The organism is Streptomyces sp. NPDC059957, assembly GCF_042730015.1.
Classification (GTDB): Bacteria; Actinomycetota; Actinomycetes; order Streptomycetales; family Streptomycetaceae; genus Streptomyces.
The window spans coordinates 176,357-197,568 of record NZ_JBHWMB010000002.1; the positions used below are offsets into that span (position 1 = coordinate 176,357).

15 protein-coding genes and 4 pseudogenes are annotated in these 21,212 nt (G+C 69.5%); 6 read left to right on the forward strand and 13 right to left on the reverse strand.

Annotated features, from left to right (window positions below):
- Together ACFWBW_RS02310 and ACFWBW_RS02315 are read right to left on the reverse strand one after the other, a co-directional pair.
- Positions 1–2,241 carry a catalase gene (locus ACFWBW_RS02310; RefSeq protein ID WP_385367604.1) on the reverse strand — a complete coding sequence of 747 codons (2,241 nt, stop codon included), beginning with the start codon at positions 2,239–2,241 and terminating at the stop codon, positions 1–3.
- A gap of 318 nt (positions 2,242–2,559) precedes the next feature.
- Positions 2,560–2,802: pseudogene (locus ACFWBW_RS02315) on the reverse strand (alcohol dehydrogenase catalytic domain-containing protein); the annotation flags it as partial.
- A 197-nt stretch (positions 2,803–2,999) separates the two neighbouring features.
- On the opposite strand from ACFWBW_RS02315, the gene ACFWBW_RS02320 reads away from it, so the two are divergent.
- Positions 3,000–4,544 carry an FAD-dependent oxidoreductase gene (locus ACFWBW_RS02320; protein WP_385367605.1) on the forward strand — a complete coding sequence of 515 codons (1,545 nt, stop codon included), beginning with the start codon at positions 3,000–3,002 and terminating at the stop codon, positions 4,542–4,544.
- Positions 4,545–4,587: 43 nt separating this feature from the next.
- On the opposite strand, the gene ACFWBW_RS02325 is transcribed toward ACFWBW_RS02320, so the two are convergent.
- From ACFWBW_RS02325 to ACFWBW_RS02350, 6 genes and pseudogenes are all read right to left on the reverse strand, one after another.
- A complete protein-coding gene (locus tag ACFWBW_RS02325) occupies positions 4,588–5,088 on the reverse strand; it encodes an alpha/beta hydrolase family protein (RefSeq protein ID WP_385367689.1) in 501 nt (166 codons plus the stop codon).
- Positions 5,069–5,838, reverse strand: a pseudogene (locus ACFWBW_RS02330) (asparagine synthase-related protein); the annotation flags it as partial. The pseudogene ACFWBW_RS02330 and the gene ACFWBW_RS02325, both read right to left, overlap by 20 nt.
- A gap of 73 nt (positions 5,839–5,911) precedes the next feature.
- Positions 5,912–6,616, reverse strand: coding sequence for a DUF6766 family protein (locus ACFWBW_RS02335; RefSeq protein ID WP_385367606.1), 705 nt, complete (start codon positions 6,614–6,616; stop codon positions 5,912–5,914).
- A gap of 82 nt (positions 6,617–6,698) precedes the next feature.
- Positions 6,699–7,145, reverse strand: a complete 447-nt coding sequence (locus ACFWBW_RS02340; protein WP_385367607.1) for a hypothetical protein — start codon at positions 7,143–7,145, stop codon at positions 6,699–6,701.
- 213 nt (positions 7,146–7,358) lie between these two features.
- The gene (locus ACFWBW_RS02345) at positions 7,359–8,552 is read right to left on the reverse strand and encodes a spore photoproduct lyase family protein (protein WP_385367608.1); all 1,194 of its coding nucleotides are present in this window, start codon (positions 8,550–8,552) and stop codon (positions 7,359–7,361) included.
- A 116-nt stretch (positions 8,553–8,668) separates the two neighbouring features.
- Positions 8,669–9,223 (reverse strand): isochorismatase family cysteine hydrolase, encoded by a 555-nt coding sequence (locus ACFWBW_RS02350; protein WP_385367609.1) that lies wholly within the window; start codon positions 9,221–9,223, stop codon positions 8,669–8,671.
- A 1,206-nt stretch (positions 9,224–10,429) separates the two neighbouring features.
- On the opposite strand from ACFWBW_RS02350, the gene ACFWBW_RS02355 reads away from it, so the two are divergent.
- From ACFWBW_RS02355 to ACFWBW_RS02370, 4 genes and pseudogenes are all read left to right on the forward strand, one after another.
- The gene (locus tag ACFWBW_RS02355) at positions 10,430–10,825 is read left to right on the forward strand and encodes a hypothetical protein (protein WP_385367610.1); all 396 of its coding nucleotides are present in this window, start codon (positions 10,430–10,432) and stop codon (positions 10,823–10,825) included.
- Between the two features lie 828 nt (positions 10,826–11,653).
- Positions 11,654–11,773, forward strand: a pseudogene (locus ACFWBW_RS02360) (CorA family divalent cation transporter); the annotation flags it as partial.
- 906 nt (positions 11,774–12,679) lie between these two features.
- Positions 12,680–13,549 carry a cytochrome P450 gene (locus ACFWBW_RS02365; RefSeq protein ID WP_385367611.1) on the forward strand — a complete coding sequence of 290 codons (870 nt, stop codon included), beginning with the start codon at positions 12,680–12,682 and terminating at the stop codon, positions 13,547–13,549.
- A 32-nt stretch (positions 13,550–13,581) separates the two neighbouring features.
- Entirely contained in the window at positions 13,582–14,343 is a 762-nt protein-coding gene (locus ACFWBW_RS02370) for an enoyl-CoA hydratase/isomerase family protein (protein WP_385367612.1), read from the forward strand.
- A 213-nt stretch (positions 14,344–14,556) separates the two neighbouring features.
- On the opposite strand, the pseudogene ACFWBW_RS02375 reads toward ACFWBW_RS02370, so the two are convergent.
- Positions 14,557–14,874: pseudogene (locus ACFWBW_RS02375) on the reverse strand (hypothetical protein); the annotation flags it as partial.
- A 26-nt stretch (positions 14,875–14,900) separates the two neighbouring features.
- Between ACFWBW_RS02375 and ACFWBW_RS02380 the strand changes: the two are divergent.
- Positions 14,901–15,347 carry a hypothetical protein gene (locus tag ACFWBW_RS02380; RefSeq protein ID WP_385367613.1) on the forward strand — a complete coding sequence of 149 codons (447 nt, stop codon included), beginning with the start codon at positions 14,901–14,903 and terminating at the stop codon, positions 15,345–15,347.
- Positions 15,348–15,771: 424 nt separating this feature from the next.
- Here the strand turns inward: ACFWBW_RS02380 and ACFWBW_RS02385 are convergent, their stop codons facing one another.
- The 4 genes from ACFWBW_RS02385 to ACFWBW_RS02400 form a co-directional block, all read right to left on the reverse strand.
- On the reverse strand, positions 15,772–17,166 hold the full coding sequence (locus tag ACFWBW_RS02385; protein WP_385367614.1) for a chloride channel protein: 1,395 nt from the start codon (positions 17,164–17,166) through the stop codon (positions 15,772–15,774).
- Positions 17,167–17,210: 44 nt separating this feature from the next.
- Entirely contained in the window at positions 17,211–17,894 is a 684-nt protein-coding gene (locus tag ACFWBW_RS02390) for a GAP family protein (RefSeq protein ID WP_385367615.1), read from the reverse strand.
- 150 nt (positions 17,895–18,044) lie between these two features.
- Positions 18,045–19,907, reverse strand: a complete 1,863-nt coding sequence (locus ACFWBW_RS02395; protein WP_385367616.1) for a glycoside hydrolase family 15 protein — start codon at positions 19,905–19,907, stop codon at positions 18,045–18,047.
- Between the two features lie 102 nt (positions 19,908–20,009).
- On the reverse strand, positions 20,010–20,843 hold the full coding sequence (locus tag ACFWBW_RS02400; RefSeq protein ID WP_385367617.1) for a class II glutamine amidotransferase: 834 nt from the start codon (positions 20,841–20,843) through the stop codon (positions 20,010–20,012).
- Positions 20,844–21,212: the final 369 nt, after the last annotated feature.

The following is a 21,212-nucleotide window of genomic DNA, read 5'->3' on the forward strand; positions in this document are numbered from 1 at the left end:
TCAGGCGGCGGGCGGGAACCTGTCCCAAGCCCGGTGTTCGGACAGGGCTGCGGCGACGGTTCCCACCACCACCGCGCCGTCCTCGCCCACGGCGATGCCAGGCTCGTTCGCTGTGATGCCGGCCGTTTCGAGCAGGTGCTGGGCGCCGTTCCAGCCGCCGATTGCCTTGCCGTGGCGGTACGCCTCGGTGACGAGCAGCAGCACGCGCGGGTCCGCTGCCTCCGGCGGCCTGGCCGTACCGGCCTTCGCGTCGCGGGCACCGTAAGCATCTGCGCCCGCCTGGGGAGCCCCGGCCAGGAGGAGGGCGTCGAATTCGACGGAGCGGGCGGTGGCGAAGGTGCGCTGGATGGCGATCGGCTCGCCGTCCGGGTCGAGGGTGCCGCCGGTAGGGGCGATGACGAGAGGGACCATCCCGGCGCCCAGGATGGCCTGCCGGGCCGTCCGTACGCCGTCCAGGTCGGCCGTCGGGTCGGTGATGATGCCGATCACGCGTCCGTCGGTCGGCCAGGTCCCTCCCAGCTGGGAGAGGGCGGGGCTGGGGTCGGCGGCGACGATCGGCACGGTGGCTCCGGGGGCCTGCAGGCCGAGGCCCGCGGCGACCTGTGCGCACAGCTCGGGATCGATGTTCGCCAGCACCTTCAGGGTGCGTTCCTTGACGGCCTGTTCATAGCATTTGTTCAGTTCGAAGGTGTAGGCGGCGATGATGTGTTCGCGCTCGGGCGGGGTCATGCTCAGCCAGAACAGCCGGGGTTGGGTGAAGTGGTCCGAGAACGAGGCGGGTGCCTCACGGACCTTGCTCGCCTCGGGGACCGTGACGGGCGTCTCGATGTAGGCGCTCATGTCGGTGCCGGCGAGGAACGGGCAGCCTCCGTCGAGGCTGTTGGGGTGGTAGGGGGCGACGCCGGTGTGGACTGCGGTCTGGTGCATGCCGTCGCGGAGCATGTCGTTGACGGGTGCGTGCGGCCGGTTGATCGGGATCTGGCCGAAGTTGGGGCCGCCGAGGCGGCTGATCTGGGTGTCGAGGTAGGAGAAGAGCCGACCGGCGAGCAGCGGGTCGTCGGTGACGTCGATGCCCGGGACCAGGTGGCCGGGGTGGAAGGCGACCTGCTCGGTCTCGGCGAAGTAGTTCTTGGTGTTGGCGTTCAGGGTCATCAGCCCGATGGGCTGGACCGGTGCGAGCTCCTCGGGCACGAGCTTCGTGGGGTCGAGGAGGTCGATGCCCTCGAACGTCTGGTCAGCGGTGTCGGGGAAGACCTGGATGCCCAGCTCCCACTGAGGGAAGGCGCCGGACTCGATGGCGTCGAAGAGGTCGCGGCGGTGGAAGTCGGGGTCCATGCCGTTGATCAGCTGTGCTTCCTCCCAGACCAGGGAGTGGACACCCAGCTTGGGCTTCCAGTGAAACTTCACCAGCACGCTCTCGTCGGCCGCGTTGACCAGCCGGAAGGTGTGTACCCCGAAGCCCTCCATCATCCGGAACGACCTCGGGATGCCGCGGTCGGACATGTTCCACAGGGTGTGGTGGGTGGCCTCGGTGTGCAGGGACACGAAGTCCCAGAACGTGTCGTGCGCGCTCTGCGCCTGCGGGATCTCGCGGTCCGGATGGGGTTTTCCGGCGTGGATGATGTCGGGGAACTTGAGCGCGTCCTGGATGAAGAACACCGGGATGTTGTTCCCGACCAGGTCGAAGGTGCCCTCGTCCGTGTAGAACTTCGTCGCGAATCCCCGTGTGTCGCGGACCGTGTCGGCCGAACCGCGCGAGCCGAGCACGGTGGAGAACCGTACGAACACAGGTGTCTCCACGTCCTTGGCGAGGAACGCCGCCTTGGACACCTCGCCCACCGTGCCGTAGCCCTGGAAGATGCCGTGAGCCGCCGCGCCGCGCGCGTGGACGACCCGCTCCGGGATCCGCTCGTGGTCGAAGTGCGTGATCTTTTCGCGCAGGTGATGGTCCTGAAGGAGGACCGGGCCGCGCGCTCCGGCTTTGAGCGAGTGATCGGTCTCGTAGAGCCGCGCGCCCTGGGCGGTGGTCAGGTACGCGCCGCTCTGCGCGACACGGGCCTGGTCCGCCCCGGTCGCCTGCCCCGTGGGGCTCACCGTCTCGGGGCCGTCCTGATCCGCCTTCGGCGGCAGCGGCTCCGCAGGCTGCGTGGGCTCCGCCACGGGCGGCGACACGGGCCCCGGCTTGCCCGGCAGGGCTGCCTCGCCCGGCTCCGGTGCCGCGGGAGTGTGCTTCGTAGTCATGTCGTCTCCTGCTCGGGTGGGATGGAGTGGTCTGCCGGACGGTTCAGCCATGACCCGCAGGCACGCAGGCGTCCGCTCCCAAACGACGCCCCGGCTTTCTCACCCGCCGCGACGGGGTTCACGGCATGTGCCCGGCGCGGCATGCCCCGTCGGCCGACCGCGCGGTTCAGGGGGTGAAGAGGACCTTGACGGCGCCGTCCTGCTTCTTCTGGAACATCTCGTAGGCGTCCGGGGCCTGTTCGAGGGGCAAGCGGTGCGTGGCGAAGTCGTCGACGCCGAGCGGGTCCCCGTCGGTGAGCAGGGGGAGGATGTCGTCGACCGGTCCCCCGGCTTCAAGGACGTGACCGCCGGCCCGACCTCCTCCACGATGCCCATGGGCTCGTGGCCCAGGATGTCGCCGGGGTCGAGAAACGCGCCGAGGACCTCGTAGAGGTGCAGGTCGGATCCGCAGAGGCCGGTGGTCGTGATCCTGACGACCAGGTCGTCCGGGTCGCGGATCGTGGGATCGGGCACCGAGTCGACCCGTACGTCGCGCTTGCCGTGCCAGGTGAGTGCTCTCATGGCGCCTCCTTGGGAACCGCCTGCCCGGCTCCGCATTTGTCCGCCTTGTCCTTGCGATCGTCACGGTGCGCGTGCCCCCGGTCGTACCGATCAACCGGATTCGTCCGGACTTACACGCACATGTATCCGCAACGACACGGTGCGTCACCGACGAAGCGTCCGCGCATCAGCCCCTCTCCACGGGGCAGTCGCCGGACATGAACCGATCTTCGAACGACGGCCGCTCGTACTGGATGCAGACGGCGGACCTGCCGTCCTTCGCTCCTCTCTCAAGGGCGGCGCAGGCGGATGCGGCGGTGATCGGCAGCGGCATCGTCGGGCTCAGTACGGCGTGGGAACTCGCCCGCGCGGGTCTGCGGGTCGTCGTGCTGGAAGCGGACCGGCTCGCGGGAGGCGTCACCGGGCACACGACAGGAAAGCTCACCGCCCTGCACACCGCCGTGTACGACAAGCTCCGCACGGAGCACGGCGAGGACGCCGCACACCGGTACGCCGCCTCCCAAAGCGCCGCGCTGCGTCACGTCTTCGACGTGGCCGCGGAACTCGGCATCGACTGCGAACTGGAGGAACGCCCCGCCTTTACGTACGGCCGCGACCCCGACGGCGTGGCGGCCCTGCGCGCGGAGGCCGGGGCGGCCCGGGCAGCCGGTCTCAACGCTTCGTTCGTCACCGCGACCGGCCTGCCGTTCCCGGTCGCCGGAGCCGTGAAGGTGGAGGACCAGGCGCAGTTCCATCCGCTCAAGTACCTGCGCGGCCTCGCCGCCGACATCGTCGCGCTCGGCGGCAGCATCCACGAGGGCACCCGCGTGACCACCCTCGACGACGGCGATCCGTGCCGTCTCACCACCGACTCGGGTGCCACCGTCTCCGCCCGGCACGTCGTGGTGGCCACCCACCACCCCGTCTTCGACCACGCCCTGCTCGCCGCCCGGCTGACCCAGCACCGCGACCTCGTGATCGCGGGCCCCCTGCCAGCCGGCCTGGATCCCCATGGCGTGTACATCACCGAAGAGGGCGGCAAGCGATCGGTCCGCACGGCGCCGCTCGACGACGGCGGCCGTCTCCTGATCGTCACGGGAGAGGCGTTCGCTCCCGGCGAGGGGGAAGACACCGAGGCCGGGTACGAACGCCTGCAGGCCTGGACCGAGCAGCGTTTCCCCGGCTTCACTGTCACCCACCGGTGGGCGGCACAGGACAACAGCGTCACGGACACCCTGCCCCTCATCGGCCGGCTGCCCGGCGGTGGCGAGAACGTCTACGTCGCCACGGGCTTCGCCGGCTGGGGCATGACGGGCGGGGTCCTGGCCGGGACGATCATCGCGTCCCTCGTCGACGGCGGAGAAGACCCGTGGGACGGTCTCTACGACCCCGCCCGCCTCGGCTCCACCCTGCGCTCCGCCCCGGAGCTCCTCAAGGCCCAGTGGGAGACCGGGAAGCACTTCGTGAAGGATCGCCTGGACACGCTCGGCGATGGCACCAACGGCCCCGTAGGCAGCCTGCGGCCGGGCGAGGGGACGGTGGTCAGGGCCGGCGGCAAGCCCTGCGCCGTGCACCGCGACGACCGGGGCGGGCTGCACGCCGTGTCCGCCGTCTGCACCCACCTGGGATGCCTCGTCGCCTTCAACAACGCCGAACGCACCTGGGAATGCCCCTGCCACGGCTCCCGCTTCGGCATCGACGGCGGCATCCTCCAGGGACCGGCACTCGAACCCCTGGAACAGCTGGATCCCGGAGAGCTCTGACCCTCGCCGGGCCCCCGACCACCGCACCGGCCGCGGGCCCGGATCAGCCGAGGTGCCGTTCCAGCCAGTCCGCCGAGGCACGCCGGTACAGGCGCCGGCTGTCCGCCCGCAGGAACTCGTGGCCCTCGTCCTTGAGCGTCAGCAGCCGAGCAGGGACACCCCGCTCGCGCGCGGCGCGGACGAACTGCTCGGATTCCGTCGGCGGCACGTGGGTGTCGTGTTCCCCGTGAACGGTCAGTACGGGGACGCGCAGCTGGTCGATCCGGCTCATCGGGGACAGGGCGAGCAGAAGTTCCCGGTCCCGCTGGGGGTGCGCGTACTTGGCGGCGGCGGACTGCGCGATCCACGGCTCCGTACCGGCGAAGAACGTGTCGAAGTCCGACATCCCGCAGACGGCGACCCCGGCGCGGAAGAGTTCCTGATGCCGCACCAGGGAGGCCATGGTCAGGTAGCCGCCGTACGAGCGGCCCATCACCCCAAGTCGCAGGGGGTCGGCGTATCCGAGGGCGACCGCGTGGGCCGCGCAGTCGGCGACGTCGTCGATCGCCGCGAACGATCAGGTCCGAGTACCGGAATTCGTCACCGTCCTCGCCATGCTCCGCCTCGAATCCCATCGCGAAGGTGGCGAGGCCCTCCTGCCCCTGCTCGGCCAGCAGGGCCACGATCAGGCTGGAGTCCAGGCCGCCCGACAGGAGCACGCCCACGGGTACGTCCGGGGCGCGGGCACCGTGCCGTGCCAGCTCAGGTACTGGTGGAGGGCCACCGGGTCGAGGGACGTGTCGACTCCCCCGCCCGCCAGTAGGGCCGGAAGGGAAGAGGCGAAACGCAGTCGGTCCCCGTCCTGGGTGACATACAGGGGCTTGATGCCGAGCCGGTCACGGGCCAGGACGACCCGGCCGGTGTAATGCTCGACCATGGCGAAGGCGAACATGCCGACGAGGAACTCGACGCACTCCGGACCCCACTGGGCATAGGCCTTGACGACCACTTCGGTGTCCGAATCCGAGAAGAAGCGGTGCCCGAGTCCTTCGAGGCGGCCGCGCAGCTCACGGTGGTTGTAGACGCAGCCGTTGAAGACGGCGGTCAGACCCAAGTGAGCGTTCGTCATGGGCTGGGCACCGCGCTCGGAGAGGTCGACGACCTTCAGGCGTCGGTGCCCCAGCGCCACGGAGCCCTGCGACCAGGCTCCCCTGCCGTCCGGTCCCCGCGGTTCCAGCACATCGGTCATCCTTTCGACGGCGGCGAGGTCGGGCCGTCCACCGTCGAAACGCACCTCCCCGCTCAAGCCGCAGATGTGGAGTGCCTGCCCGCACGGGCGGTTCTTAAGCGGACCCGTGCCCCACCCACCCCGGAGTGCGCCGTTGGCGTCAGCCCTCCACTCCGGTCGAGGTGTGGGCGGTGCCCACAGGCTTCGATTCGGGTGAGCCGCGCTGGCGCAGGTACACCGAGAGGATGACCATGGCGGCGACCGCCAGCAGCTCGGACTGCCAGTTCTGCAGCGTCCGGCTCCAGAAGTCGGGCCGTGTGAGGTACGCGCCCCAGCCGACGGGGGCCTGGAGCTGCCGCAGCCGCTGCTCGTCGTACGCCGACCTGCCCGAGACCGACTGCGCGAACCAGGACCCGGCGAACAGGAGCGCCATGACCAGGCCCAGCGAGCGGGAGTACAACCACTGGCGCCAGTCCTTCGTGCCAGCCCAGCGGGGCGAGTCCTCCTTGGCGTGATCCCCCAGGTGCTGCTCCTGATCGGACTCCGTACCGATCTTGTGCAGCTCCTTGGACTCTGGGGAGCCCCGCTGGACCAGCCACACGGTCCCGAAGATGTAGAGGAAGAACTGGAGGAACTCGGACTGCCAGTTCTCCGTGACGTCCACGGCGAAGTCGGAGGTCGTCACGTACTCGCCCAGGCCGATCCGCTGGAGGCCGTCGACGGCCAGCTGATCATTGAACTCGGCGTGTCCGACGAAGGCCTGCCCCGCCAGGACCAGCAGGAAGGCGGACCCGAACGCCAGGGTGAGGCTGTTGTCCCGCCAGAACCCGCTCCGCCGCGGCTTCGCGCGCGTGTCGCCGCTCACCGGTGCATCGCCCCGATCGCGGTGAAATAGGCGAGCCCGCCCACCACGACGACGAGGCACGTCACAAAGAGGAAGCGCATCCTCAGCCGCCCTTCAGCGCGCACTTGTAGGGCTGCTCTCCCTGAGGGGTGCAACCGGCCGCCACGACCTTCCATCCACCACCGAACTGCGACAGGAACAGCGTGTCTCCGTCGAGGCGCAGCATGGCCTGGCGCCCGTACACCTCGACCGCGCGCACCGCCCCCGTCTTGGGCAGCGCCTCCGCCCCGATCGCCTCCGCGCAGGTCTTCTTCTCGTCCTGCTCCAGCTGCCCCATCGTTTCGGGCGCCAGCAGCCCGCAGGCGGTCGTCCCGTCCCCGGAGGCCAGGGCCCGCTCGAAGCCTTCCCCGGCGGTCCGTGCCCCGTCCACCCTGCCCGCCGGTGCCCCGCACCCGACGATGAGCACACCCACCATGCCCGCGCACAGGGCCGCGCGAACGGCGGCCCCCACCGCCGGTTGCGCCGACGGGTACGGCGGAGCCTCGTTCACGCTACTTCTCGGGGAACACCACGACAGCGGCATCTCCTACATATGCCCTGGCCGCGGCCAGAAACCTGCCCGGTGCCCGCCGACCACCCGCCCGGCCCTGCCCGGGGCCCCGAACCGGTGCGTGGGCTCCGAGCCCCCCGCGTCGGCCGCTCTATGTCGCGGCCGAGCCTGCTGGGCCCTCTCGCGCACGTCTCCATCGGCCGGTGGCGGGAGTCAGAAGGCGTACCGGATCCGCAGCCACGGTGCGTGCGTGGCAACCAGCGTCCGCATCGTCTCAACAGCCTCACCCTTGACGCCGCCCCGGTAGCGGACGTTCCAGCTGCCGTTCTCGGAGCGTTTGGGCTGCTGGAGGTCGGGCCGCCACAGGACGTCCTCGGCGCGGGGGTGCCAGCCCAGGTTGAGGACGTGCAGGTCCTCGTTGTGCGTCAGCATGATCACCTCCGCGGCCGCCTGGTCCTTCACCGCGGCCGGTAGGACATCGTCCATGTGCCGCAGGAGAAGGGCCCAGTCCGTGTCCCACCCGGGGCGCAGTACGACGGGTGAGAGGTTGAAGTGGACCTCGTATCCCGCCTCCAGGAAGTCCCCGGCGGCGGCGATACGGCTCCCCACCGGGCTGGTGCGGATGTCGAGCAGCCTGGAGTCCTCCTGCGGCATCACGGAGAACCGCACGCGGGTGCGGCCCCGCGGATCCAGCAGGAGGAGGTCCGGATTGACGAACTTGGTGGCGAAGGAGGCTTTGGCGGAAGGCCACCGGGCGAAGGCCCGCACGATGTCGCCGACGTTGTCGCTGATCAGCGCGTCGACGGAGCAGTCACTGTTCTCTCCAACGTCGTAGACCCACGCAGTGGGGTCGCACTGGTTGGGCTCCGTCTTGGGGCCGAGGCGCGCGACGTGCCGGGCGAGGTGGGCGATGATGCGCTCGATGTTCGTGAAGACCGTGATCGGGTTGGCGTAGCCCTTGCGGCGCGGTACGTAGCAGTAGGCGCAGGCCATTGCACAGCCATTGGCGGGGCCCGGCGCGATCCAGTCCGCGGAGCGTCCGTTGGGGCGCGTGGTGAGCGTCTTCTTCTCCCCCAGCACCAGGACCTCGCTCTTGATGCGCACCCAGCGGTCGACGTTGCCCGCGTTGCCGTGCAGGTCCGGGATCCCCCAGTGCGAATCCACGGGGACGATCTCGGCGTCCGGGAAGCGAGCGAGGATCTGGCGGCCGCGCGGGGAGGCCGCGGCGGCGGGCTCGGCGCGGATCTCCCGTACGGAGAGCAGCCGACGGGCGGCCGGGGAGTCGCGGAACAGCGGGCCGGCGTCCGCCGGGACGTGCGCTTCCCGCCCCGTGTCGATCTCCTCGATGCCGAAGAGGGCGTCGGCCTGTCCCTCGTCCGGTCGGCCCCGGTGGTGCTGGGTGCCCATGTGCCGCTCCTGCTGTGTCTCGGCCCCTGGCGGCCGTGCCGTGAGGGCGACGGCAAGGGCGCAGCGCGGGGAAGCGGCCGATGCGTAGCGCTGCTCCTGGTCGGGAGCCCCTCTCCTCATCGCGACCGCCGGGAGTCGAAGGTGACCTCATCCGCGGCGCAGATGTGGGCTGACATGTTGCGGCGCATCATCCGCAGGGCCGCGTCGGCGAGGTCGCGGTCGATGTGGGCGACCGCATCGGACGCCACGACGACATCGAAGTGCCTGATGTGGGCGTCGAGGGCCGAGTACAGCACACACTGTTCGGCCACCTGCCCGCACAGAACCAGGCGCTCGGCTTCAAGCTGCCCCAACAGGTAAGCCAACGGGGTTTCGAAGAAGATCGAATGCCGTGCCTTGACGACGAACAGCGAATTTTCGTCGGGCGCGACCGGCGCCACCAAATCGCTGTGCCTCCCGTCGAGAGCCGCCCTGAGGATCTCCCCGTGGTGAGAACGCCATTCCCCGAAATTGTCGTTCACATAGATGACGGGCGAATCGCTGTCACGGGCGTGCTCCAGCAACGTCGTCACGCCGGGGAGCGCTTCACGGACGGACTTGACCAGGGCCTCGGCGTCCTCGTGTTCGTACGTGTTCAGCATGTCGATCACGATGAGCGCCGTACGGGTCACGGGCCACCCCCTCTCGTCTCGTCCCATGGAGGGCCGGAAGGCAGCTCCGGACTACGCGCTTCATCCGTGCGTGGCGTCACTGTCAGCAGTCGCCCCGGCGAGGCGGGCTCGCGATGACCACCCTCGCTGTCCGAGTCTCCGGCATTCGGGCCGGTGCAGCGAGTGCGGCGTGCTGAACGATGACCCGCCGGTCGCCCGCCTGTAGGGCACGCACCGCGGCTCCCGGGACGAGGGCAGCTCGGGCCGGCGGGGGTGAATCCCGGCGCGGCCACGGTCCCGCGCTTACGAGTCGGCGCTCCCTCTGACCTCGACCGCGTCAGTGCCCGTCGTCGGCGGCGGCTCCCGGGCCGTACCGCCGCGGGCTGTCCGGGCGGAAAGTGTGGTCGGGGTGACCATAGGTGCGGCGTGCCTCCTTCATCTCGGCCTCTCAGTGCGCTGCCCTCCGCGCGGAACCACTCTCGGTGGGCAGCGAGCCCGCCACCTATCGGGGGCTCGCGACCAGCAGCGCGAGGCTGGCGAGGAGACCACAGCACCATGCGGTACGGGCCGGAACGGCCGACCCCGGCACATGACAGCGCATGGTCCGGAGCCGGCGGTCCGGCATCCGGTTCCGAGGCAGTTCGGCTTCGATGCCGTCCGGGACATCGCGTTCCTATGGGGTCAGCGGGACGGCGTTCATGCCCGGGGCCAGGTCACGTGGCGCGGCCGCCTGGGGCAGCGGCGGAGTTTCGTACCGTTGGCTCGCTCATGAAGATCTCCCTCGGCGCGATCGCCGCCGCTCACCGCAGGCCACCGAAGGTCGGACGCATGCCGTGGATGTGGGGGGGAGTTGCTGGCGGGGCTACTCCGCCCCTGCCGCCCGAGCGTGGGGGAAGCGGAGGCGCACGCCCAGTGCCGCCCCTCATGGAAAGCTTTGAGGGCCCGGCACTGCCCGAACGCGGGCCGGTCAATCATGCCTCGACTGTTGCAACCAGCACGGCGTTGCGGCTTGGGGAACTCCGCGGCTTCCTCGCCACGCGCACGACCTCCCCACAGGACCCGTACGGCCCGTGCGGCCTCCCAGCCCGTCGATGAGGGCCGAGACCCCGCCTCCTGTGACATTCCTGCCCGGTCAACGCGGGCCCCCGCGATTCGTGACCGGTCAGCCATGCGCACGGTTTGCCTTCTGAAGCCCGCTCCTGCCGGCTCCCCCGGACAGGGAGAACCATGGACCTGCACAGCCGTCTCCTGCTGGATGACAACATTCTGATCGTCACCGTCCACGACCCCGTCACCACGGAGCAACGCGCCGCCCTCACCGAAGCCATCGACCTGCTCCTCGGCGAACACCGGCCTTCGGCCCTGGTCATCTCGCTGGGCCCGGCCGCAGGCACCGCCGCCACCGTCTCCGCCGTCCTGCGCACGCACCGCCACTGCACGGACCACGGCATCCCCATGGCCGCAGCCACTCCCCACCCCGCCACGCGCCAACTCATCCAGACCAACCAGTCCTCCCTCCCCGTTCACACCCACACCGACCACGCGCTGCTCACCACGAGGAACCTCCTGCGCCGTCGTCTCCCCGCAGAGAACAGCCAGGATGCGAACGCCGCAGAAACCTGACATTGGCGCGCGGCAGGCGATCCCCCATCACCGGTGGTCAGGACCTGTTGCGGCGACGGTGAAATGTTCCCGCGACCGCGACCCACGATCGATTCCGCGCCCTGGTTGCCGTGCCGTGGCAGGGGTAGGCGCGAAGTATCGACCAGCCTGGTCCAGTGGGAGACCCGGAGCTACCTGTGCCCTTGTGCGCCGCTGGAGCTGCGGGATCTTCGCTCGGCTGTGCGCGGCACCGGTCGCGCGCTTGACGGCCATGCTCCGTCCGACGTGGGAGCGGCCGTGATGGGCTCCTCACGAGCGGCGGGTGCGACCATGCGCCTCCACGACTTCGCCGTCACCGTTACCGAGCAGCCGGAGCGGGCCATCGTGCACGTGAGCGGTGACATCGACGCGCCCTCCACGTCCTGCTCGCCCTACTCGCCCTACTCGCCCGCGCCATCGAGGAGGAATGGACCCTCGAACTCGCCGACACTCCGGACCAGGGGCAACGCGTCCTCGACTTGACCGACACCCGCCGCCTGTTCACCCTCCGCCCCGCCCCCTCGATCTAGCTCGGCTGAGGTGGTGGAGCTCCGGCAGCGTACGGCGGGGCCCCGGAAACTGCCCTCTCGCCGTACCCCTCCGGCTCCGCCTCTGCCCCCGCTCCCGCCCCGCCAGTACGTCGGGTGACTCCTCCGGTCGCCCGGATCATCGCCCCAGCCAGCGGGAATCCTCCACCAGAAGCAACCGCCGCTGGGGGAATCCGGGGGGAATGGAGCCCAGTTGGGGGGCGGCTGGGGAGAATCGGCTGCACAAACGGGTAGCACGAGGAAAGGCTCGTAAAGGTGAGCCATGAACTTCGAGGACATGCCGGAGCTGAAGTGGGCGGGCAGCTACCCCTTTGCAATCCTGCTAATGGCAGTGATCTGCGTCGGCCTGTACGTCATCTTCGAGAAGCGCGACTGGCTGTAGCCGGCATCACTACGGTTGACGGAACTCCCTGGCCTGAATGGATCAAATTCAACACCACCCAGCTGAACGAAGCCCAACAACGAGGCGAGGTCGGCTTCGATGCGGAGACTGCCGACCAGGCGCACCAGATCGCCGGTACTTGGTCAGGCCTCGTTTTGACAGGTCACTCCATCTCCGGGAACCCCGACGGCCTCGAAGAACGGGGTGCGGCGCTGCAGGAGAATCTCATGACCGTAATCGCGCATCCGCGGATTCTCGAGCAAATCGACTACTCACCCACTCGAGGCCGGGATCCCTATCAGGCCTTCCTCGACCAGCGGTACCGGGAGCCTGCGACCCTCCCCCTGAGGCACGTGTGAACCAAGGGCGTTTTGCGTTGTCTGTTCAGAAAAGCGACGATCCTTCGAACTCTCACATGTGCGGTGTGACGCAGAGTGATGTGGGGAAACTCTCTTTTTGCGTGAAAGTTCAACGGTGAGGGTAGGCAGCGCTGGCCATCGCTGTTCGATCTTGTAAGAAAGAGTTACTTTGAATACTTCCACGGCTACTATCGGCGTCGATCGGCGGGCGTTGACGGCTGTCTTTTCTCGGCTGCGGACAGAGGCGGGGCAATCGGATCCGTTGCCCATCTATCGGCAACTCGCGAAAATGGGAGAGCTTATCCCGGCGCCATGGGGCGGATACATTGTCACGTCCTACGCTCTCTGTGACCAGATCCTTCGAGACAAGGCTTGGAGCGTTCCCGACGCCGATTGGCGGACAAGCCACTCGGCTCGATGGAATTCACCCGCCTCGCAGCAGATGGCCGCGTCTCTGCCGATGCTCAACCCGCCCCAGCACACGAGGGAACGGCGGTCTCTGGGGAGCCTCTTCCCACACAACTCACTCGCAGCCCTTCGTCCGTCCGTGGAGCGGGCCGTCGACCGGCTGCTCACCGACTTTACGGACCAACTGCGCCATGGGCCAGCCGATTTCCACACACTCGTCAGCGAAGAACTGCCCATCATCACCATCGGCGAGTGGATGGGGATACCCGCCACCGACTACGGACTTCTACGCAACCTGACGCATGACCAGGTTTTCGCGCAGGAGCTCTTCCCCACGCCGAGCCAGCTGGCCCTCTCCGATAGCGCCACGAGGCAACTGCGAACCTACTTCGCCGACTTGATCCGTGCCCGTCGTAAGAAGCCGGGGAGCGACCCTGTTTCGGCGTGGCTTCGGACCTGGGATGCGCTCGAACCTGACCGGCACCGCGCAGACGAAGCCGTTCACGCTCTCGCGCTCTTCATGATTCTCGCGGCGCTGGAGACAACCTCGCATGTCCTGTCCACGGCGGTGCGCCTGCTCCTCGAATACCCCGAGGATCTGGAATCACTGCGCCGTGACCCCGAGCTCGTCCCGGGCGCCGTCGATGAAGTACTGCGCTACGACGCCCCTATCCACATGATCAGCCGTGTGGCCCAGACGAGTACCCAGCTCGGAGACACCCTGGTGCCAGCCGGTCAAATGGTGCAGCTCATGGTGGGGGCCGCCCATCACGATCCCGCACGCTACCCCGACCCCCATCGTTTCAGCCTCCGTCGCGGAGCGTCCCACCTGGCCTTCGGGGCAGGAATCCACTACTGCGCAGGCAACGCCCTGGCCCGGCTGGAAGCTGTCACCCTGCTCACCTCGCTCCTCAGTCGCTCGATACGGCCGCGCCTGAGCGGTCCCCCGCGATGGGCGCCCCGCGTAGCCTTCCGACGGATTACGTCCCTGCCACTCACCCTCACCTGACCACCAACTCGAGAAACGAGACAAAGCCCCACATGTTCACGGACTTCAAAGCCCTCCAGGTGACCGACGAAGGGCCCATCCTCAGGGTGCAGCTCAACCGCCCCGAGACAGGCAACAGCGTCGACGGCCAGATGCTCAGCGAACTGCTGGTGGTCCTGCGCGCCCTGGAAGACGACAACACCGTCCGCGTGATGGTGCTGTCCGGTGCGGGAGACCATTTCTGCCAGGGAGGTGACCGCGCTGAGTTCCCCGCACTGCTGGAGAGAGACCCATCCGGCTCCGAGCTACGGTCCCTCGCCGACAAGGCCCAGCGGGTGTGCTCGACGCTCTCGCAACTGAAACTTGTCACCATCGCCCGCCTCCACGGCGATGTCATAGGCGCCGGCCTCGGCCTCGCGGTCTTCTGTGATCTGCGCGTCGGAGCAGACACCTGCCGATTCCGGATGCCGGAGGTCGGCCTCGGAGTCCCGCCCGCCTGGGGCGGAGTCCTTCCCCGTCTCGCGGAAGAGGCGGGGCAGGCCTGGGTTCGCCGACTCCTGCTCACGGCCGAGCCGTTCGACGCCGCCAGGGCGGAGCAACTGTCCATCCTGCATGAGGTGGTGCCTGCAGGTGATCTCGACGCTGCAGTCGCGCGCTGGGCGAAGCCGATCATTCGCCGTGACCCGACTACCGTGCGGATCACGAAGAGCATGCTGAACGCGCGCGCAGGCGCAACTCAGCTTGCCGTCGCCTCGCACTTCGACGACGAGTTGCTGACGGCTGCTGTCGCCAGGCGAGCGTTGCATCGGCGGTAGCTTCAGGCAGGTGCAACGCCCGCCTGCGTGCGACTGGGATCATATACGGGCAAGGTGAAGGGCTCGGAAAGGCCGATCGCTGCAGGTCAGACCGCCTGAGTAGGCAATTTCCGCAGGTCTGCGTCAGCCTGTACGTCATCTTCAAGAAGCGCGACTCGCCTCCCCAGCCCCAACCTTCCTTGCGCACGTCCTGAAGGACGTCCGGGGCCTCCGCGGGGATGGACTGTCCGGCGATTGCGTCCTCTGTGCGCACAGGGTCGTGCCGTCCCAGGTGAACGCGACCTGTTCGAGAACTCTCGTGCCGTCGGCAGCGAAGCGCTGCTTGGAGGTGCGGCGGCCGAGTACGTCGTGTTCGTAGCTCGTTCTGCCCGCGCGCGTGATCGTCGTGCCGGTGTACTCACGTGGCCCCACGGCGTCCTGGCCCGGGTGAGGGGCGGGCCAGGAGGCGGTCGTCTGGTTGCCCGCTCCGTCGTAGGCGTACCGCTCGGTCCAACCCTCCGCCAGGACGGCGGCCACCCGGCCGACCGCGTCGTACTTCGATGAGCTGGAATGACGGGATGAGGCATCAGGAAGTGCGCAGCCGTACGCCCGACGTGACGATGACCGCGCAGCAGTTCAACATCGTCTTCCAGGTGACGAAGGAGTTCGGCAGCATCCCCGAGGAGCGACTGGCGGCGGCCGGGATCCCGCCGCACTGCTCCGTCGACGTCCTGGAGTTGGCACGCGACATCAGGAAGAGCGTTGCCGTCGGCCCGGTGGATGTGCACATCGTCTCGCCGGAGTTCCCGGACGGGCGAACCCTGCGTGTTTCGGGCCCGGCGGGAGCGGAAGACGGGACGGAGGCCCTCAGGGAGTTCCCTGCCGCGACCGCGAGGTGCTGGCGGCCATTGATCGGCTTGGCAGTCGAATCGCTGGGCGCGGAGGAGTTGCGGTTCAGGACCGGGTACAGCGGGGACGAGGTCCATTCGGCCTCCGCGCTGCTCGACGGCCTGTTCGCCACCTGATCGGCCCGGTCGTCGGAGGCAGCGCTCGAAGCGAGCGGGGTTCTGGACTGTGGTCCCGCTGCCGGAATCCGGGCAGCCAAGGGCTGTGGCGGGTGCCGGGCGTCGGCCTGGCCTGGCCTGGCCTCCGGTAGTGCGCGGGAGTTGCGGGAACGTCGGCGGCTTTGCCCTGCCCGGCCCGTAGTCGAAGTCGGGCGTGAGCGTGGCGAAGGGGCTGCCGACGCGCGGGGCGTGGCTCCGGTGACCGACGCGAAGAGGTTGGCGAGGTCCTGGGAGCCGTAGGCTCGCACGTTCTTGACGGGGAAGCCCGGGGGGCTCGGGCGGGCGCCGACGGACTCCTCAGGTGGGCGACAGCGGTACCCGCCGCAGCGGCCTGGGCCGCGCTCGGCGGCGCTGACGGGCCCGGCCATGGTGAACGGAGCTGTCGTCAGGGTGCCCCGGCCGCTTTGGGGCTGCCTGCGTCCGCAGCCGGCTGCTCGGCCCGCGGAGCAGCCGGCGTCGCCGTGCCGATGGGCAGGAGTTCGGTGGTGACGAAAGCGATCACCACCGCGAGGATGGCGATGGGCATCATGGCGGAGCTGCCCAGCAGCAGCACGACGACGACCACGCTGCTGACCGGTAGCCGCAGCGTGGCGGCCGTGGCGGCGGCCATGCCTGCCGTCATGGCCGGAACCAGGCCCAGGCCGGGCAGGGGCGCCACCAGGACTCCGGCGGCGGCTCCGAGGAAGAGGGCGGGGAAGACCGGGCCGCCGCGCAGGCTGCCCAGGCAGAGGGTGTAGGCGGCACCTTTGAACAGCAGGACGGCGATCAGGGCGCCCACGCCCCAGGCATGCGGGTCGGCGGCCAGCCGGCCCAGGGTCGTCTGGCCCGACAAGGCGACGTCTGCGGGGGTGCGGTCGGTGATCAGGGCGTAGAGGGCTGCGCAGACCGCGGCCGCCACGGCGCACAGGACGGTGCGGGAGGGCACGCCGCCCGAGACGTACGCGGCGATGCGTCGGGCCGCCGCCAGTACGGGGTACAGGAGGACGGCGAGGGCGATGGCGATGGGGATCGTCCACAGCACGTCCGCCGCGTCGAGGCGTGGGAAGGGAGTGGTCAGCTTGAGGCTGAGGCTGCCCGTTTCCAGCCCGGTCCAGCGTCCGAAGCCGGTGAAGACCAGGGCCCCGACTCCGCTGGAGAACAGGGCGGGCAGCATGACCGCGAACAGTTGTGGCCCCCCGAGGCCGGCCACCTCGATGAGGAGTACCGCGGCGATCAGCGGGTTGCCGAAGATCGCGGAGATGGCGGCGGCGGCGCCGGCGGCGCCCAGCAGCGCGGCGCTCTGCGGGGTCGCCGGAGCCCGCGTGAGGTCGCGGAAGAGCAAGGCCAGGCCGCCACCCAGGGCGATCAGCGGTGCCTCCGGTCCCAGAACGGCGCCGAAGGGCAGGCTCGCGGCCCCGGCGAGCAGGACGCCCGGCAGTGTGTTCGGCGAAGCCCCGCCGGTGTGGAGGCCGGACGCCGGGACGTGCCCGCCGGCACCGGGCAGACGTGCGGCGACCAGACCGACGACGGCTCCTGCGACCAGGAGCAGGGGGAGCGGCCACCACCACGGCGGCGCGTCCCAGCCCAGCCCCTGCGGAAGGTCCGCCCAGAGGACGTGCTCCAGTTCGTGCAGTCCCACGAGGAACCAGAACGCGATCAGGGAGACCGGGATGCCGATGAGCGCGGCGAAGGCGAGCAGCTTGAGATAGCCGGGAGCGCGGAGTATTTCGCGCAGCCGGTCCGCCTCCTGCGGCTGCTGCCCGCTGCCGGGGTCTTCGGGCTGGGTGCTGGGCTCCGTCATGGTTGGCCTTCTTCCTGCAAGGGCGACGGAGGACCGTTGCCGGGTCAACCGGTCAGTTGGTACAGGCTTCTGCCGACGAGCCACAGGCCCAGGAGGAGGCAGGTGACGACGATCGCCGGGTCCTTGTGGCGCTCCAGCCACGCGCGCAGGCTCAGCAGGGAAAGCTGGGCCTTCTCGGGTGAGAACACCACGTACAGCTCCATGGCCAGCAGTGTGGAGGTGGCCAGGAGGCAGAAGGCGATGAGCGCCAGGAAGGACGCGCCGTGGGAGAGGTCGGCCCGCACGACGGTGGCGGCAGCGGCGCCCACCATCCCCCAGGGCTGGAGGAGCACGGCCAGGGCCGCCGCGGACCAGCCGGTGGCGTCGTCCATCCGGGAGGTCATGGAGGACGCGGGCGCCGTGGTCCCCTCCTGCGTGTCGGGCTTCGGGATTGTAGTGGGACGGCGGCTTCGGCGACGCCTGTGCTCGCTGTACACGACCAGGCCGGCCCCGATGACCAGCGTGGCCACGAGCGCCGCGATCGACGGGGGTGAGCGGGGCGGGGGCGGCTGCCCGTCGGTGAGCAGGAGAACGACCGCCATCACGGCCACGAGGCACGCCAGCCAGGCAAGGATGAAGGCCAGGCCCTTCCAGACCCCGCGCCGGGCGGATACCAACAGCACGAAGGCCATGATGGGCAGCGGGAACAGCGTGACCGCCAAGCCGATGATGAGCAGGTCAAGCACCATGGCAACGCACCCCGCCCACCTGCTGCTTCCCGGACGGCAGGTGGGACCGAGCCGGAGTGGCCGGTGTCGCTCTCACAGACGTGAGGCTCATTTGACCATCGTGACCCCGCTCCTGTCCGGAGTGCAAAAGATGGCCTCGGAAGGCGAGCACTAGGCGACGTTCGCGTCCTGATCGAGTGCGGTGTCGAGAGCGAGGGCTGCGGTGATGAGGGCGAGGTGGGTGAAGGCCTGCGGGAAATTGCCGAGCTGTTCGCCGGTGAGGCCGACCTCTTCCGCGAAGAGCCCGACGTGGTTGGCGTAGGTGAGCATCTTGTCGAAGGCATAGCGGGCTTGATGGGGGCGGCCGGCCCTGGCGAGGGCGTACACGTACAGGAAGGTGCACAGGGAGAAGGTGCCCTCGGAACCCTTGAGGCCGTCGGGCGAGACCTCCGGGTCGTAGCGGTAGACCAGGCTGTCGGAGACGAGTTCGGCGTCCATGGCGTCGAGGGTGGAAAGCCAGCGCGGGTCCTTGGGGGCGATGAAGCCGACCAGGGGCATGAGCAGCAGGGAGGCGTCCAGGACGGCGCTGTCGTACTCCTGGACGAACGCCTGACGTTCTTCGCTCCAGCCGAGGGTCATGATCTGTTCGAGGATCGCGTCCCGAGCAGCGGTCCAGCGGGTCAGGTCGCCGGGGCGGGCGGTGGCCGTGGCCTGACGGATGCCGCGGTCGAGGGCGACCCAGCACATGAGGCGGCTGTAGGTGAAGTCCTTCTGTCCGCCCCTGGTTTCCCAGATTCCCTCGTCGGGCCGGTCCCAGTTCTCGCACAGCCAGTCCAGCAGGGCGGCGCAGCGTTGCCAGTCGTCGAAGCCCACTACGTCGCCGGCCCGGCCGGCCTGGGCGAGTGCGTATACGGCCTCGCCGTAGATGTCCATCTGCAGCTGGTCCGCGGCGCCGTTGCCCGCGCGCACCGGTGCGGAGCCCCGCCAGCCCTCCAGGTGGTCGAGAACCTCCTCACTCAAGTACGGGTCGCCGTCGATCCGGTACATGATCTGCAGGGGTTCGCCGTTGGGAGCTCCACCGTCCCTCAGCCGCTGCATGAGCCAGCTCCGGAAGGCGTGCGCTTCCTCGGTGAAGCCGAGGTCGCGCATGGCGCGCACCGCGAGGGAGGCGTCACGGACCCAGGTGTAGCGGTAGTCCCAGTTGCGCTCGCCCCCCTCTTGCTCGGGCAGGCCCATGGTGGCGGCGGCGATCGGCGCGCCGGTGGGGGCGTACGTCATCAGCTTGAGGGTGATCGCGGAGCGGTTGACCATCTGCTGCCAGCGCCCGCGGTAGGTGCAGTGTCCGATCCAGCCGTGCCAGAAGTCGCGCACGGCGTGGAACTCCTTCACCACGGCGTCCGAACTCACCGGAGGTGGGGCCGTGCCGCCTTCGTCGCAGACGGTCAGCAGGACGGCCGCGCGTTCGCCCTCGGTCAGGGTCAGGGCTGCCCGCACGTCCACCCCGTCAGCCTCCAGGGCCACCGGGCCCAAGGCTTGCAGGTGCGCGGTGATGCCGGGTACGTCGAAGCGGGCGGTGTCACCGTCGCACGTGAGGTCGTGGGGCGCCCGGCCGTAGTCGAAGCGCGGGCGGCACTCCAGCGTGAAGCGCACGGTTCCGCGTACCACCCGGATGACGCGCACCACTTGGTGTCGGTCGGTGGGAGTGCGCGGCTCGCGGACGGGCATGAAGTCGATGACCTCGCCCACGCCGTCGGGGGTCAGGAAACGGGTGATGAGGACTGCGGTGTCGGCCAGGTAGAGCTGGCGGGTGATGACCTCGGCGTTGTCCGGCGGTTCGCCCCGCGGGATGCGGACCGGGTCGGCGGTGATCGCGAAGTAGCCGCCTCGGCTGTCGTCGAGCAGGCCGGCGAAGATGCTGGGCGAGTCGAAGCGCGGCGAGCAGAACCAGTTGAGCACTCCCTCGGACGAGACGAGGGCGCAGGTCTGCAGGTCCCCGATCAGACCGTGATCCGCGATCGGCGGGTAGCGGCGCATCGGCCCTCCACGAGGGGGTAGGAGCTGCCCGGCGGGGCAGCGGCGGCCCGTCTGCGAGCCCTGCGAACAGTCCGTGTTCGAGTACGAGCATCAGCGGTCGTGTCATGCAGGCGCCGGGGCGAAGGGGTACAGCTCGTCAGCGCCGGGCTGGACGACGCCGTAGCTGCTTTCCGGTACTTCGTTCCAGGCTCCGGGCAGATCACCGAGGGGTTCCGACACGATGAGGCGGGTCTCCTCGGAGATGTCCCGCAGGAACGCGACATCGGGGTGCAGTCTGCGCAGTGCGTCCACGCGGCTGCTGTAGAACAGCGACCGGGACGCGTGCCCGCTGGAGTAGCGGAAGGCCCAGACGCGTTCGCCGTCGGTGATGGCGAGCGTCATCTGGAGCGGGAACTCCACGCCGTGGTCGTGCCCGGCGCGCTCCACGACCCCCGCCATCCGGGCCACGGCGGCGGGCGGGTCCTGGTCCAGGCCGAAGGTGAGGGCCAGGTAGAACATCACCTCGGAGTCCGTGGTCCCCTCGATGTCGGCGTACAGGGCGGGGTCGACGAGCAGGGTGAGGTCCCGGCGCATCAGGTGGAAGCCGGAGATGGCGCCGTTGTGCATGAACATCCAACGGCCTTGCCGGAACGGGTGACAATTCGACTGCTGCACCGCCGTCCCGGTCGACGCCCGGATGTGGGCGAAGAACAGCGGTGAGCGGACATGGTCCGCCATCTCCCTCAGGTTGCGGTTGTTCCAGGCGGGGCCCACGTCGCGCAGCAGGGCCGGCGTGCTGTTGTCCTCCGAGTACCAGCCGACGCCGAACCCATCGCCGTTCGTGGTCTCCACGCCGAGCTTGGAGTGCAGGCTCTGGTCGATCAGCGAGTGGGCCGGTTTGTAGAGGATGGTGTCAAGCAGCATGGGTGTTCCCGAATAGGCGAGCCATCGGCACATGTGCGATCACCTGGGTCCTTGTCCTGTCCGGCCATCTCATTCTCGGCTCCCTCGCCGGGGCGCGCCACGCAGGGCGGCGGTCGGCGAGGGCTGCCGGGGAGTTCCGCCTGCCGGCTGCTCCCGCCCCGCCGCCACTCCCCTGGCTCGCCGGCGCTTCGGCGAGCGGCTCCCGGGCGGATGCGCCGTCCAGGCCCGGCATCCCCGGCCGAGGCCGTTTCGCCTCAGCCGGGAAAGATCGTCGTCGTCGGTGGTTGCGCGTGGAACGCCGTCCGTACGACGCGGGCTGCGACGAATCCGATCAGTGCTGTGACTGCCGCCAGGCCGATGCCGGTCGCGTCGAGCGGTTCGGCCTCCAGGATCGACCGGAGC

Coding starts and splice junctions, on each gene's coding strand:
- ACFWBW_RS02320 (WP_385367605.1), top strand. CDS start 3,000: ATGAACCGATCTTCGAACGACGGCCGCTCGTACTGGATGCAGACGGCG.
- ACFWBW_RS02370 (WP_385367612.1), top strand. CDS start 13,582: ATGTTCACGGACTTCAAAGCCCTCCAGGTGACCGACGAAGGGCCCATC.
- ACFWBW_RS02380 (WP_385367613.1), top strand. CDS start 14,901: ATGAGGCATCAGGAAGTGCGCAGCCGTACGCCCGACGTGACGATGACC.
- ACFWBW_RS02385 (WP_385367614.1), bottom strand. CDS start 17,166: ATGACGGAGCCCAGCACCCAGCCCGAAGACCCCGGCAGCGGGCAGCAG.
- ACFWBW_RS02395 (WP_385367616.1), bottom strand. CDS start 19,907: ATGCGCCGCTACCCGCCGATCGCGGATCACGGTCTGATCGGGGACCTG.
- ACFWBW_RS02355 (WP_385367610.1), top strand. CDS start 10,430: ATGGACCTGCACAGCCGTCTCCTGCTGGATGACAACATTCTGATCGTC.
- ACFWBW_RS02345 (WP_385367608.1), bottom strand. CDS start 8,552: ATGGGCACCCAGCACCACCGGGGCCGACCGGACGAGGGACAGGCCGAC.
- ACFWBW_RS02310 (WP_385367604.1), bottom strand. CDS start 2,241: ATGACTACGAAGCACACTCCCGCGGCACCGGAGCCGGGCGAGGCAGCC.
- ACFWBW_RS02390 (WP_385367615.1), bottom strand. CDS start 17,894: ATGGTGCTTGACCTGCTCATCATCGGCTTGGCGGTCACGCTGTTCCCG.
- ACFWBW_RS02400 (WP_385367617.1), bottom strand. CDS start 20,843: ATGTGCCGATGGCTCGCCTATTCGGGAACACCCATGCTGCTTGACACC.